9 protein-coding genes are annotated in these 13769 nt (G+C 72.2%); 6 read left to right on the forward strand and 3 right to left on the reverse strand.

Annotated features, from left to right (window positions below; all coding sequences use genetic code 11):
* Positions 1 to 59: 59 nt before the first annotated feature.
* Both K7862_RS04185 and K7862_RS04190 read right to left on the reverse strand, forming a co-directional pair.
* Positions 60 to 749, reverse strand: a complete 690-nt coding sequence (locus K7862_RS04185; RefSeq protein ID WP_222960707.1) for a sensor domain-containing protein — start codon at positions 747 to 749, stop codon at positions 60 to 62.
* A gap of 213 nt (positions 750 to 962) precedes the next feature.
* Positions 963 to 1823: a hypothetical protein gene (locus K7862_RS04190; RefSeq protein ID WP_222960708.1), complete on the reverse strand. Its 861-nt coding sequence runs from the start codon at positions 1821 to 1823 to the stop codon at positions 963 to 965.
* Between the two features lie 316 nt (positions 1824 to 2139).
* Here K7862_RS04190 and K7862_RS37275 point away from each other — a divergent pair, with 316 nt between their 5' ends.
* From K7862_RS37275 to K7862_RS04205, 4 genes are all read left to right on the forward strand, one after another.
* A complete protein-coding gene (locus K7862_RS37275; protein ID WP_262412624.1) occupies positions 2140 to 2649 on the forward strand; it encodes a YwqJ-related putative deaminase in 510 nt (169 codons plus the stop codon).
* Positions 2646 to 3146 carry an SUKH-3 domain-containing protein gene (locus K7862_RS37280; protein WP_308011832.1) on the forward strand — a complete coding sequence of 167 codons (501 nt, stop codon included), beginning with the start codon at positions 2646 to 2648 and terminating at the stop codon, positions 3144 to 3146. Before K7862_RS37275 ends, K7862_RS37280 begins: the two co-directional genes overlap by 4 nt.
* A 375-nt stretch (positions 3147 to 3521) precedes the next feature.
* Positions 3522 to 4298, forward strand: coding sequence for an ABC transporter ATP-binding protein (locus K7862_RS04200; protein WP_222960710.1), 777 nt, complete (start codon positions 3522 to 3524; stop codon positions 4296 to 4298).
* Positions 4295 to 6865 carry an ABC transporter permease gene (locus tag K7862_RS04205; RefSeq protein ID WP_222960711.1) on the forward strand — a complete coding sequence of 857 codons (2571 nt, stop codon included), beginning with the start codon at positions 4295 to 4297 and terminating at the stop codon, positions 6863 to 6865. Before K7862_RS04200 ends, K7862_RS04205 begins: the two co-directional genes overlap by 4 nt.
* Before the next feature lie 86 nt (positions 6866 to 6951).
* Here K7862_RS04205 and K7862_RS04210 read toward each other — a convergent pair whose 3' ends face one another.
* Positions 6952 to 8280 (reverse strand): cation:proton antiporter domain-containing protein, encoded by a 1329-nt coding sequence (locus tag K7862_RS04210; RefSeq protein ID WP_222960712.1) that lies wholly within the window; start codon positions 8278 to 8280, stop codon positions 6952 to 6954.
* A gap of 527 nt (positions 8281 to 8807) precedes the next feature.
* Between K7862_RS04210 and mfd the strand changes: the two genes are divergently transcribed.
* On the forward strand, positions 8808 to 12353 hold the full coding sequence (mfd, locus tag K7862_RS04215; protein WP_222960713.1) for a transcription-repair coupling factor: 3546 nt from the start codon (positions 8808 to 8810) through the stop codon (positions 12351 to 12353).
* A 270-nt stretch (positions 12354 to 12623) separates the two neighbouring features.
* A complete protein-coding gene (locus K7862_RS04220; RefSeq protein WP_372461495.1) occupies positions 12624 to 13724 on the forward strand; it encodes a glycoside hydrolase family 19 protein in 1101 nt (366 codons plus the stop codon).
* The last annotated feature ends 45 nt before the right edge of the window (positions 13725 to 13769 follow it).

The following is a 13769-nucleotide window of genomic DNA, read 5'->3' on the forward strand; positions in this document are numbered from 1 at the left end:
TGGCAAGGGAGCTGAACTCCCTGGTCCGGCAGCCGTCGTCGGGGTGGAGGCCGGCCGGGTCAGTCGTTCTTGGCGGCGTCGCGGAGCTTGGCGACCTGGCGGAGCGGGACGGCGTCGCGCAGGGTGGCCGGCTTGTGGTCGGCGCGCAGCGTCTCGTACGCCGCGGTGGTGTCGCCGACCCTGATCACCGTGACGAGCACGGTGCCCGCCTGGCCCTTCCTCGTGTCGCCGATGGTGTAACTGGCCTGCTGGTCGCCGTAGGTGGTCGTCGCCGGCACCGGCTTCACGGCGAAGGTGGTGCTGACGCCGTTGCGGGTGGAGGAGAACGACGTGCAGGTCTTCAGCGACGTGGTCAGGTCGTCCAGCACGGCTTTCGCCTCGCCCGCGGTGTAGGAGGCGACCACGGTGAGGCTGATGGTCTTGGCGTTCTTGTCCGACGCCGCGGTGTCGGTGATCATCGCGCCGACGTAGACCTGCCGCGGGTGCTTCGGCTGGCTGCTCCACTGGTCGGCCACGGGCTGGCAGGCGGGCCGGTCGGCCGTCTGCGGGCCGCCGAGCAGCTGGCCCTTGGAGCCCGCGGGCAGCACCTGGACGTGGGGGACGTCCTTGGACGTGAGCAGCGCCTGCGTCAGGTTGGCGGTGGAGACCGCGCCGGACGCCCGGACGTTCTTCGGCTGGTCCTTGCCGCTCTTGCCGTCCCCGCCGCAGGCCGCGGTCAGCGCGAGCGCGGGCAGCAGGGCGGCGGCCACGACCGCCGTACGTGAACTACCGGTGAGTAGGCGACTGCGTGCACATATCCGCATCGAATCGATCCCCATGTGTCGTGTCCGTCCCCGCGGCCCGGGGCCCCGCGCGTCCCGGCACGGGCTGAGCGGGCGGACGGCCCGCTGCCGCGCGACTCTACGGCACCGGGCGCGCCCGCCTGGTGGTGCACTGCTCACAGAACGGTCACGACACGGCGTTCACCGCTGCCGGGCCAGGACCGCCCGCAGCTTGGCGTCCTGCTTGCGGGCGACCGCCAGCGGCACCGGTCCCGCGCCGCCCGCCGACCGCGTGGACAGGTAGGAGGTGATGGTGTCGCCGGTGCGGACGACCGTCACCAGCGCGGCGCCGGTCTTCTTGTCGGACACGTCGGTCATCAGATAGGCCACCGCCTCGTCGCCGACCGTGACCTTCGGGCCGCCCGCGATGCTGAACGGCGTCCGGGTGCCGTCGCCGCCGGTCGCGGTGAAGCGGGTGCAGGTGGTGAGCGCGGTCCGCAGCGACGCCATCACCTTCTGGGCGTCACCGGGCGCGTGGCTGGCGACGAGCATCTGGTTGACGGTCGTCGGCACGACCTTCGCCGCCCCCGGGCCGAAGGACCCGGAAGACCCGGCGGACCCGGCGGACCCGGCTGACCCGGAGGACGCAGCCTGCGGGGCGGGCGCGAACTCGGCGCCCACCGAGGCCATACGGTGGATCCGCGGCTGGGTGCTGGCGGTGTCGGCCAGCGGCTGGCAGCCGGGGATGTCGGCGTGCAGCACCGCCTGGCCGCCGGAGTCGCCCTGGGCGGACAGGTCGTCGGGGTTGAACTCCTCGGGCGCGGTGGTCTGCACGCCGTCGGACGACGAGGACTGCTCGATCACCCAGCCGGGCAGGTCGGTGTCGGTGACCAGGGCGCGGCTCAACTGCTGCACGGTGAGCGGCGCGTGACCGGCGAGCGTGGAGAGCGTCGTGGGGGACGCGCTCGGTGTGCCGTCGGTGTGGGAGGAGCCGGTGGAGCAGGCCGCGAGCAGCAGCAGCGCGGGCAGCGCGGCGCTCGCGGCTGTAAGGGACTTGCGCATGGGGTCACGTTCCCTCGGGTTCGGCGGTGGGGGGATCCGCGGGTGCGGGGCCGGATTCCGATCCTCCCGTCGGCCGCCGACGGCGTCCATGGCGTCGGCGCAGGTTGTGGACCCGCTGTGCCGGCTCTGTGAAGCCAAAACGTGTACACGGCGTGTCGGTCGCACCGACGGACCGTCACACGGTGGTGACATGGCCCACACGACACGCGCGCGGCGCGGTGCGGCGCTTCCCCAGCGGACGGCGGATTTGGCACTCTGATCGCCCTGCGGGGGAACGCCCGCCGTGGCGGGCGCATGGAGGGAAAGTACGCACGACATGACACTTCACCTGTCGGCGGCGGAGTCCGCCGATCCGAGGCTGACCTGGAGAGCGGCACACGATCCCGTCGGCCCGCCGGTCCTGCGGCACCGCAGGGACGGCATCCTGCCCGCGGTGGGCGCCGCGCTGTCCATCCGCGACGAGGTGCTCTCCTGCACCGGCGCCAAGGGCGAACACGCCCCCGTCCTGCACCCGATCGTGCAGGACTTCCTCGACGCGCTGCCGGTCGCGCAGCGGGAACGTTTCACCGGGCGCTGCCCGGAGGCCGTGCTGATCTCCCGTCATCTCACGGCGGTCGAGGCCGGCCGCGGCAAGCGGGCCTCCCGCAAGCCGCTCACCCAGAGCGAGGCCCGCAAGGCGCTGCGCGGGGCCAAGCTGACGGCCCGGCGGATACGGGAGGCGGGCGACCCCACCCACGGCACGTACGTGGCGCCGTGCCGGTCCTGCGCGCCGCTCCTCGCCCACTTCGGGGTGCGGCCGGTCGACCCGGGCGAGGGGCGCGGGTGACGGCGGGCCCGTCCGGCGGCACCCGCTTCCCCGTCGGCGTGGACGCCGCGCTGCGCGCCGCGGGCTGGCAGCCGGGCCGCTGGGACATCAAGCAGGCGGAGGAGTGGGCCGACGCGCTGCGGGCGCACGTCTCGCCCGGCGGTCACCGGCACGCGGTGTTCCCGGCGGCGGTCGAGGCCTGGGCGGAGTTCGGCGGTCTGACGGTGCCGGCCGCCTCGGGACCGGGCCGGCAGATCGCGCCGGTCACCGTCGTCGTCGACCCGATGCGCGGGCTGCACCTGGCCCGCACCCTCGGCGACCTGGGGCGTGCCCTGGACACCGAGATCAGCCCGCTCGGCGAGGAGCCGGGCTCCGGGGCGGTGCTCGCCGTGGACGCGGAGGGGCGCGTCTACGCCGTGGACCACACCGGCGACTGGTACGTGGGTCCCGGCATCGACCTCGGGCTCACCCACCTCCTGTCCGGCGTCACTCCGTCGCGCCTCGCCGTCGCCCCGTAGGCCCGGTGGCAGCGACCTGCCAATCTCCGTGTACACGACACCGGCCACGGAGACCCGCAGGTCGCCGCCGTGCGGCGTTTCCGACCCTGACACCGGTATGAGACTCAAGTAGCAGTCCCCTAGGGGGAGGTACCTACTTTCGGCTCCCTGTGGTTCGTGCTGCCGGATGACGAACGGGCCTTATGCGCTCCCTACTGTCATAGGGCGGGGTGTGACGCCCCACTCCGGCAGGGGGTGGGGACAGCCCCACCCTCGATACGGAGACCCGCCCCATCGTGGACGGGACCCCGTCTCCCGCAGGCTGAGACGTACGCCGACCCGTGCGGCTCGCACCCGTCCCCGAACCCACATCAGGAGATACCAGTGACATCGGCCATGACGATTCCCACGGCTGGGGGCAGCGGAGAACGTTCGGCCGTCGCCGCTGCAGGCCGCGCCGTCACCAAGGCGTACGGCATGGGCGAGACCCGCGTCCTCGCACTGGACGCCGTCGACGTCGACATCGCCCGCGGCCGCTTCACCGCGATCATGGGCCCGTCGGGCTCCGGCAAGTCCACCCTCATGCACTGCCTGGCCGGCCTGGACACCGTCTCCGAGGGCCGCATCTGGATCGGTGACACCGAGATCACCGGCCTGAAGGACAAGAAGCTCACCCAGCTCCGCCGGGACAAGATCGGCTTCATCTTCCAGTCGTTCAACCTGCTCCCGACCCTGAACGCGGCGGAGAACATCACTCTGCCGATGGACATCGCCGGCCGCAAGGTCGACCGGGACTGGATGGACCGCGTGGTGGAGACCGTCGGCCTCGGCGGCCGGCTCAAGCACCGCCCCACCCAGCTCTCCGGCGGCCAGCAGCAGCGTGTCGCCGTCGCCCGCGCCCTGGCTGCCCGCCCCGAGATCATCTTCGGTGACGAGCCGACCGGAAACCTCGACTCCCGCGCCGGCGCCGAGGTCCTCGGCTTCCTGCGCCGCTCGGTCGACGACCTCGGCCAGACCATCGTCATGGTCACCCACGACCCGGTCGCCGCCTCCTACGCCGACCGCGTGCTCTACCTGGCGGACGGCCGCATCGTCGACGAGATGGCCAACCCCACCGCCGAGTCCGTGCTGGAGCGCATGAAGTCCTTCGACGGTCGCGGGAGGACGTCGTGACCGTCCTCAAGACCTCCGTGCGCAACTTCTTCGCGCACAAGGGCAGGATGGCGCTGTCGGCGATCGCCGTGCTGCTCTCGGTGGCCTTCGTCTGCGGGACGCTGGTGTTCACCGACACCATGACGGCCACCTTCGACAAGCTCTTCGGCTCCACCGCCTCCGACGTCACCGTCTCGGCGAAGAAGGTCGACCACGAGCAGCACACCGGCCTGCCGGACATGGTGCCCGCCGCGCTGCAGGACAAGCTGACGCACGTCAGCGGCGTCGCCACGTCCGACCCCGACGTCACCAGCCAGGACGTCACGGTGGCGGACGCGCACAACAACAAGATCAGCCCGTCGTCGGGCGCGCCGACCGTCGTCAGCAACTGGGACCCGACGGAGACCCGCGCCGTCGAGCTGTCCTCCGGCCACCTGCCGCAGGGCCCGAACGACGCGGTGCTGGACGCCGACACCGCGAGCAAGAAGCACCTGAAGATCGGTGACACGCTGCGCGTCATCGCCGCGCCCGGCGACTTCGACGTCACCATCTCCGGGATCGTCACCTTCAAGACCACCAACCCCGGCGCGGCCGTGGTCTACATCGACACCGCCACCGCCCAGTCCAAGCTGCTCGGCCGGACCGACGCCTACACCGGCTTCGGCCTGACCGCGGCCAAGGGCGTCAGCGACGACCAGCTCAAGGCCAACGTCAAGGCGGCCATCGGCGGCGGCTACACGATCGACACCGCGGCCGAGACCAAGAAGAAGGACAAGGACGACGTCGGCGGCTTCCTGAACTTCATGAAGTACGCGATGCTCGGCTTCGCCGGCATCTCGGTGCTGGTCGGCATCTTCCTGATCGTCAACACCTTCTCGATGCTGGTCGCCCAGCGCACCCGCGAGATCGGCCTGATGCGTGCCCTCGGCTCCAGCCGGCGGCAGGTCAACCGGTCGGTGCTGATCGAGGCGGTCATGCTCGGCGTCACCGGCTCGGTGCTCGGCATCGGCGGCGGCATCGGCATCGCCGTCGGCCTGATGCACCTCATGGGCAAGGCCGGGATGAAGCTCGACACCTCCCAGCTGACGATCAAGGCCACCACGCCGATCGTCGGCCTGATCCTCGGCGTCGTCGTCACCGTTCTCGCCGCGTACATCCCCGCCCGCCGGGCCGGGAAGATCTCCCCGATGGCCGCGCTGCGGGACGCCGGCACCCCGGCGGACGGCCGGGCGGGCCGGATCAGGGCCGCGATCGGCATCCTGATCTGCGCGGTCGGCGTGCTGGCGCTGATCGGCGCGACCCAGGCGAGCAAGGCGTCCTCGGGCGGCGGTCTGCTGGGCCTGGGCGTGCTCTGCTCGCTGGTCGGCTTCGTGGTCGTCGGCCCGCTGCTGGCCGGGTTCGTGGTCCGCGGCGTCAGCGCGGTCGTGCTCCGCTTCTTCGGCCCGATGGGCCGGCTGGCCGAGCGCAACGCGCTGCGCAACCCGCGGCGCACCGGCGCCACCGCCTCCGCGCTGATGATCGGCCTGGCCCTGGTGGCCGGCCTGTCGGTGGTCGGCTCCTCGATGGTGGCCTCGGCCGACGACCAGCTCGACAAGTCGGTCGGCGCGGACTTCATCATCACCGGAGCGGGCAACGGCGCCCAGCCGATCACCGCCGCGGAGAAGACGGCGCTCAAGCAGGCGCAGGACATCCAGCACCTCACCGAGTACACCATCGTCAACGCCGCGATCACGGCCCCCGACGGCAAGGTGATCAACGGCGACCTGAGCGCCGCGGACCCGAGCTACGCCGACGACCTGCGGCTGGAGACGGTCCAGGGCAAGCTCCAGGACGCCTACGGCAAGGACGCCATGTCCGTGCCGGAGGGCTGGGCGAAGGACCACCACGTCAAGCTCGGCGACGAGCTGAAGGTCACGATGACCGGCGGCCGGCCCGCCACCCTCGCGGTCCGCGCGATCACCAGCGACGACACGTCCATCGAGCACGGCTCGATGTTCACCAACATCGCGACCGCGCGCGACCACCTGCCCGCGAACAAGATGCCCGGCGACTTCATGCTCTTCGCCAAGGCGGCGGACGGCAAGCAGGACCAGGCCTACGCCTCGCTCAAGACGGCGGTCCGGAACTACCCGGAGATCGACGTCCGCGACCAGGCCGACTACAAGGACCTCATCCACAAGCAGGTCAACCAGCTGCTCTACATGATCTACGGCCTGCTCGCGCTGGCGATCATCGTCGCCATCCTGGGCGTCGTGAACACGCTGGCCCTGTCGGTGGTCGAGCGCACCCGGGAGATCGGCCTGATGCGGGCGATCGGCACCTCACGCCGTCAGCTGCGGCGGATGATCCGGCTGGAGTCGGTGGTCATCGCCCTGTTCGGCGCGCTGGTCGGCCTGGCCCTCGGCCTCGGCTGGGGCGCCACCGGGCAGCGGGTGCTGGCCTCGCAGGGCCTGCAGATCCTGCAGATCCCGTGGTCGACGATCATCACGGTGTTCATCGGTTCCGCGGTGGTCGGCCTGCTGGCCGCGCTGCTGCCGGCCTTCCGCGCCGGGCGGATGAACGTGCTGAACGCGATCGCCACGGACTGACCCGCGGGCGTCCGGCAGGAACCGGGCCGGGCCCCGGAGCGCGGTTCCCCCCGCGCTCCGGGGCCCGGCCGCCGTGCGTCCCGGGGTCACCCGCGCGGGGCGGTGGCGGCCAGGCCGGGCACCGGCACCTCGACGTGCGTCAGCTCCATGAGCACCGCGGCCCTGGGCAGCAGCGGCCCGGCCAGCGCCGTGGTGACCAGCGCCATGACGACCATCATGGTGAACATCTGGCCGTCCAGGATGCCGAGCTGGACCGCGGTGTCGAGGATGATCAGCTCGGTCAGGCCGCGGGTGTTCATCAGCAGGCCGAGCGCCCGGGACTCCAGCCGGCCCAGCCCGAGGATCCGGGCCGGGACCATCGCGCCCAGCAGCTTGCCGCCGCACGCCACGACGAGGATGGCGGCCAGCTCCAGCCACTGCCGGGTGTGCAGCCCGGCGATGTCGACGCCGAGGCCGGTGATGATGAAGAACACCGGCAGCAGCACCGTGCTGACGTTGTCCAGTGGCTTGCGCAGGTGCTCGGCGAGCTGCATGGCGGGCTCGCGCGGCATCACGATGCCGAACAGGAACGCCCCGAAGATGCTGTGGATGCCGATCCAGGTGGTGGCGTAGCCGGACAGGAAGGTGCCGGCCGCCAGGACCACCAGCAGGTCGCGCCACTGCCCGCGGGCGCCCAGGCGGGCCACCAGCCAGGCCAGCGCCGGCCGCACCAGGAGGAACATCGCGGCCACGTACACCGCGCTCAGGCTCAGCACCTGGAGCAGTTCCCGGGAGCCGCCGGAGGCCGCCAGCGCGGAGACGTACGCCAGCATGCACCAGGCGAGCAGGTCGTCCACGGCGGCGCTGGCCAGGGCGAGGGAGCCGACGCGGGTGTGGGTGATCCGGTTGTCGGCGAGGATGCGGGCGAGCACCGGGAAGGCGGTCACCGACATCGCCGCGCCCATGAAGGTGGCGAAGGTCAGGAACGGGACATGGTGCCCGGCCACCCGGTCGTGGTGGGGGTACAGCAGCGTCGAGACCGCGACACCGAGGCCGAAGGCGAGGCCCACCGAACCCAGCGAGACCGCGGCGGCCATCCCGCGGTGCGGCCGGATGAGTCTCTTCTCGAACTCCCAGCCGATCATGAACATGAACAGCATCAGCGCGACCTGGGAGACGGCCGACAGCAGCGGCCGCACATCGGCGGGGAACAGCCGGTGCGGCAGATCGCCGGGCAGCCGCCCGAGCAGGCTGGGGCCGAGCGCGATGCCCGCGAGGATCTCGCCGATCACGGCCGGCTGGCGGACGCGCTTGCACAGGGCGGCGAGCACGACGCCGGTCAGCAGGACGACGGCGATCCCCGCCGCCATCGTGGCGAGCTGCAGGTCGGCGTTCGGGGCGAGGCTGGAGAAGGCGAGGGACCTGGGACTGTTCATCGGCGGTGTGCTCCTGGGAACGGGCCCCGCGACTGCGGGGAACGGACGTGTGCCGTGGGGCGCTGCTCGGCAGGAGCGCGGGCCGGAGGGCGCGCGCTCCGGTGCCGCCCGGGAGGAAGGACTCTCCGGCTCGCCGGCGGCGCAGAGGATGAGTCGTTCGCCGTCACACCCGACGGTGACGGGGGCGCTCCGGCGTGGGGGCCGGACCAGTCGCTGAGCGTAGGCAGCGGGGCGTCACCGGAGACGCTCCGTGTCAGGAAACGGTCAGCCGCCCGGCCTGCGGTCGGCCCCGCCGGCCGCCGCCGCGCCCGCACGGCCGTGGGAGCGTGCGCGCTTGGCACGTGGAGGACGGGGACGGCACCCGAGGTGCCCGGCGGCGGCCCGGGTGGCGCTTGCGCGAGAGGCGGGCGGCGGCCCGTGCACGGGAGGCGGACGGCGTCCGGGGCGGCGGCGACGTAGGCTGGAGCACCCCGGCCCGTGAGACGTGTCGGGTGGTTCGCGTTGCCCCCACTCCCCCCGGGACGGAAATGAGTCTGAACGGTCTGGTCGGCGTCCTCACCGAGGACCCCGCCCTCGCGGAAGCCGTCGAAGCCGCCACCTCCGGCACCCGGCCCCAGGTGGACCTCGTGGGCCCGCCGGCCGCCCGGCCGCTGGCCGTGGCCGCCCTGGCGGCGCGGGCCGGCCGGACCGTGCTCGCGGTCACCGCGACCGGCCGCGAGGCGGAGGACCTCGCCGCGGCTCTGCGCACCCTGCTGCCGCCGGACGGCGTCGTGGAGTACCCCGCGTGGGAGACGCTCCCGCACGAGCGCCTCTCCCCGCGCAGCGACACCGTCGGCCGCCGCCTGGCCGTGCTGCGCCGGCTGACCCACCCCAGCGCCGACGACCCGGCGGCGGGTCCCGTCCAGGTCGTCGTCGCCCCCATCCGCTCGGTGCTGCAGCCGCAGGTCAAGGGGCTCGGGGACCTGGAGCCGGTGTCCCTGCGCACCGGGCGGACCGCCGACCTCGGCACGGTCGTCGAGGGGCTGGCCGCCGCGGCCTACTCCCGCGTCGAACTCGTGGAGAAGCGCGGCGAGTTCGCGGTGCGCGGCGGCATCCTGGACGTCTTCCCGCCGACCGAGGAGCACCCGCTGCGGGTGGAGTTCTGGGGCGACGACGTCGAGGAGATCCGGTACTTCAAGGTCGCCGACCAGCGCTCGCTGGAGATCGCCGAGCACGGCCTGTGGGCGCCGCCCTGCCGTGAGCTGCTGCTGACCGCGGACGTGCGGGAGCGCGCCGCGGTGCTCGCCGAGCAGCACCCCGAACTGTACGAGCTGCTGGGCAAGATCGCCGAGGGCATCGCGGTGGAGGGCATGGAGTCCCTGGCGCCGGTGCTGGTCGACGACATGGAGCTGCTGCTGGACGTGCTGCCGGCCGGCTCGATGGCCGTGGTGTGCGACCCGGAGCGGGTCAGGACCCGGGCCGCCGACCTCGTCGCCACCTCGCGGGAGTTCCTGGAGGCGTCCTGGGCGGCGTCGGCCGGCGGGGGCGAGGCGCCGATCGACCTGGGCGCCGCGTCCCTGTGGTCGATCGCGGACGTAAGGGACCGGGCCCGCGAACTGGACACCCTGTGGTGGTCGGTGAGCCCGTTCGCCGCCGACGTCGAGGGTGCGCTGCCGGACGACGGCGACACCCTGCGGCTGGGCATGCACGCCCCCGAGCTGTACCGCGGCGACACCGCCCGCGCGCTCGCCGACACCAAGGGCTGGCTCGCCGACGGCTGGCGCGCGGTGTTCGTCACCGAGGGGCACGGCCCGGCCGCGCGCCTGGTGGAGGTGCTCGGCGGCGAGGGCATCGCCGCCCGGCTCGACGTCGACCTGGCCGACCTGGCGCCCTCGGTGGTGCACGTGGCCACCGGCTGCATCGAGCACGGCTTCGTCGACCCCGCGCTGCGGCTGGCGGTCCTCACCGAGACCGACCTGTCCGGCCAGAAGTCGTCCACCAAGGACATGGGCCGCATGCCGTCGCGGCGCCGCAAGACCATCGACCCGCTCACCCTGGTCAGCGGCGACTACATCGTGCACGAGCAGCACGGCGTCGGCCGCTACGTGGAGATGGTGCAGCGCACCGTGCAGGGCGCCACCCGCGAGTACCTGGTGGTGGAGTACGCGCCGGCCAAGCGCGGCCAGCCCGGCGACCGGCTGTTCGTGCCCACCGACCAGCTCGAACAGGTCACCAAGTACGTCGGCGGCGAGGCGCCGTCACTGCACCGGCTGGGCGGCGCGGACTGGACGAAGACCAAGGCGCGGGCGAAGAAGGCCGTCAAGGAGATCGCCGGGGACCTCATCCGGCTGTACTCCGCGCGGATGGCCGCCCCCGGCCACTCCTTCGGCGCGGACACCCCGTGGCAGCGCGAGCTGGAGGACGCCTTCCCGTACGCGGAGACGCCCGACCAGCTCACCACCATCGCCGAGGTCAAGGAGGACATGGAGAAGACCGTGCCGATGGACCGCCTGATCTGCGGCGACGTCGGCTACGGCAAGACCGAGATCGCGGTGCGGGCGGCGTTCAAGGCGGTCCAGGACGGCAAGCAGGTGGCCGTGCTGGTGCCGACCACGCTGCTGGTGCAGCAGCACTTCGGCACCTTCTCCGAGCGTTACGCGCAGTTCCCGGTCAACGTGCGGGCGCTGTCGCGCTTCCAGACCGACACCGAGGCCAGGGCCGTGCTGGAGGGCCTGCGCGACGGCTCGGTGGACGTCGTCATCGGCACGCACCGGCTGTTCTCGTCCGAGACCAAGTTCAAGGACCTGGGCCTGGTCATCGTCGACGAGGAGCAGCGGTTCGGCGTCGAGCACAAGGAGCAGCTGAAGAAGCTGCGGGCCAACGTCGACGTGCTCACCATGTCGGCGACGCCGATCCCGCGCACCCTGGAGATGGCGGTCACCGGCATCCGCGAGATGTCGACGATCACCACGCCGCCCGAGGAACGGCACCCGGTGCTGACGTTCGTCGGACCGTACGAGGAGAAGCAGATCGGTGCGGCGATCCGCCGTGAACTGCTGCGCGAGGGCCAGGTCTTCTACATCCACAACCGGGTGGAGTCCATCGACCGGGCGGCCGCGCGGCTGCGGGACATCGTGCCCGAGGCGCGGATCGCGACCGCCCACGGGCAGATGGGGGAGTCCCAGCTCGAACAGGTCGTGGTCGACTTCTGGGAGAAGAAGTTCGACGTCTTGGTGTCGACCACCATCGTGGAGTCGGGCATCGACATTTCCAACGCCAACACCCTCATCGTGGAACGCGGCGACACCTTCGGCCTCTCGCAGCTCCACCAGCTGCGCGGCCGCGTCGGCCGGTCCCGGGAACGCGGCTACGCCTACTTCCTCTACCCGCCGGAGAAGCCGCTCACCGAGACCGCGCACGAGCGTCTGGCCACCATCGCCCAGCACACCGAGATGGGCGCGGGCATGTACGTGGCGATGAAGGACCTGGAGATCCGCGGCGCCGGCAACCTGCTCGGCGGCGAGCAGTCCGGTCACATCGCGGGCGTCGGCTTCGACCTCTACGTGCGCATGGTCGGCGAGGCCGTCGCCGACTACCGGTCGGCGCTGGAGACCGGCGGCGAACCGGAGGAGACGCTGCTGGAGGTGAAGATCGAGCTGCCGGTCGACGCGCACGTCCCGCACGACTACGCGCCGGGCGAGCGGCTGCGGCTGCAGGCCTACCGGTCGATCGCGGCGGCCACCTCCGAGGACGACATCAATGCGGTCCGCGAGGAGCTCACCGACCGCTACGGCAAGCTGCCGGAACCGGTGGAGAACCTGCTGCTTGTCGCGGGCCTGCGGATGCTCGCCCGCAAGGTCGGGGTCAGCGACGTCACCCTGCAGGGCGCCAACGTGCGCTTCGGACCGGTGGAGTTGCGCGAGTCGCAGGAGCTGCGGCTGCAGCGGATCTACCCGCGGTCGGTGATCAAGCACGCCACCCGGCAGGTGATGGTGCCGCGCCCGTCGACCGCGCGGATCGGCGGGAAGCCGGTCGTGGGCCGCGAACTCCTGCAGTGGACGGCCGAGTTCCTCACCACGGTGCTGGGGAGCTGACGCCCGGACGACCGGGTCCGGCGGTGTGCCCGGCCCAGGGGCTCAGCGCCGGTGCCGTGGTGGCCGCTGGCGTGGACGTCGTGCTTGGGCGCGCGGTCGGGCACGAGACCGGCTGACCCGGGGAAAGTTGCCCGCCGCGGGCGAGTGACCGCTGCGCGGCGGGGCGGTGAACCCGAAGGCGGCACGGGATTGGTCTGGACTATTGACAGGTCCAGACCAATGCGCTGGACTGCGATGCGACCCCACCGAACCCCCATAAGGAGTGGTCACTTGTCCAGACAGCGGATCGTCGCGTTACTGGCCGCACTCGTGGCCGTCGTGGGCCTCGCGGTCCTGATCCCGATGGCCTCCACCGCCTCGGCGGCCACCTGCGCCGCGGCGTGGAACTCCTCCTCGGTGTACACCGGCGGCATGGCCGCCTCGTACAACGGCCACAACTGGTCGGCGAAGTGGTGGACGCAGGGCGAGACGCCCGGCAACGCCGACGTCTGGGCCGACCAGGGCGCCTGCGGCGGCTCCTCCGGCGGCAGCGGCGGCACCACCGGCGGGTCCGGCGGCTGCAGCTACCCGGCCTGGGTCGCGGGCCGTTCGTACGTCACCGGCGACATCGTGCAGTACACCAACGGCAACGACTACATCGCCACGCACGACAACCCGGGCTACGACCCGACGATCAGCACCTGGTACTGGAGCCCGTACACCTGCTCCGGCAGCGGCGGCACCACCGGCGGCACCACGCCGCCGCCCAGCGGCGGATTCGTGGTCACCGAGGCGCAGTTCAACCAGATGTTCCCGAACCGGAACTCCTTCTACACCTACAGCGGCCTGACCGCCGCGCTCAGCGCCTACCCCGGCTTCGCCACCACCGGGAGCGACACGGTCAAGAAGCAGGAGGCCGCGGCGTTCCTGGCCAACGTGGCCCACGAGACCGGCGGCCTGGTCTACGTCGTCGAGCAGAACACCGCGAACTACTCGCACTACTGCGACACGACCCAGCCCTACGGCTGCCCGGCCGGGCAGTCCGCGTACTACGGCCGCGGGCCCATCCAGCTGAGCTGGAACTTCAACTACAAGGCGGCGGGCGACGCCCTCGGCATCGACCTGCTCGACAACCCGAACCTCGTCCAGACCGACGCGGCCGTCGCCTGGAAGACCGGCCTCTGGTACTGGGACACCCAGTCCGGCCCGGGGACCATGACCCCGCACAACGCCATGGTCAACGGCGCCGGGTTCGGCGAGACCATCCGCAGCATCAACGGCAGCATCGAGTGCAACGGCGGCAACCCCGCCGAGGTCCAGGACCGGGTCAACGACTACCTGTCCTTCACCTCCATCCTCGGCGTCCCGGCAGGCGGCAACCTCTCCTGCTGACCCCGCCCGGCGGGCCGTCGCCCGTCGGCACGCCGTGACGGTCCC

The sequence above is a fragment of the Actinacidiphila acidipaludis genome, assembly GCF_019890725.1.
GTDB classification, from domain to species: domain Bacteria; phylum Actinomycetota; class Actinomycetes; order Streptomycetales; family Streptomycetaceae; genus Actinacidiphila; species Actinacidiphila acidipaludis.

Bases quoted from the DNA above. Each gene is read 5' to 3' on its own strand.
- K7862_RS37275 (WP_262412624.1), top strand. From the start codon at position 2,140: ATGACACTTCACCTGTCGGCGGCGGAGTCCGCCGATCCGAGGCTGACC.
- K7862_RS04190 (WP_222960708.1), bottom strand. From the start codon at position 1,823: ATGCGCAAGTCCCTTACAGCCGCGAGCGCCGCGCTGCCCGCGCTGCTG.
- K7862_RS04210 (WP_222960712.1), bottom strand. From the start codon at position 8,280: ATGAACAGTCCCAGGTCCCTCGCCTTCTCCAGCCTCGCCCCGAACGCC.
- K7862_RS04200 (WP_222960710.1), top strand. From the start codon at position 3,522: ATGACGATTCCCACGGCTGGGGGCAGCGGAGAACGTTCGGCCGTCGCC.
- mfd (WP_222960713.1), top strand. From the start codon at position 8,808: ATGAGTCTGAACGGTCTGGTCGGCGTCCTCACCGAGGACCCCGCCCTC.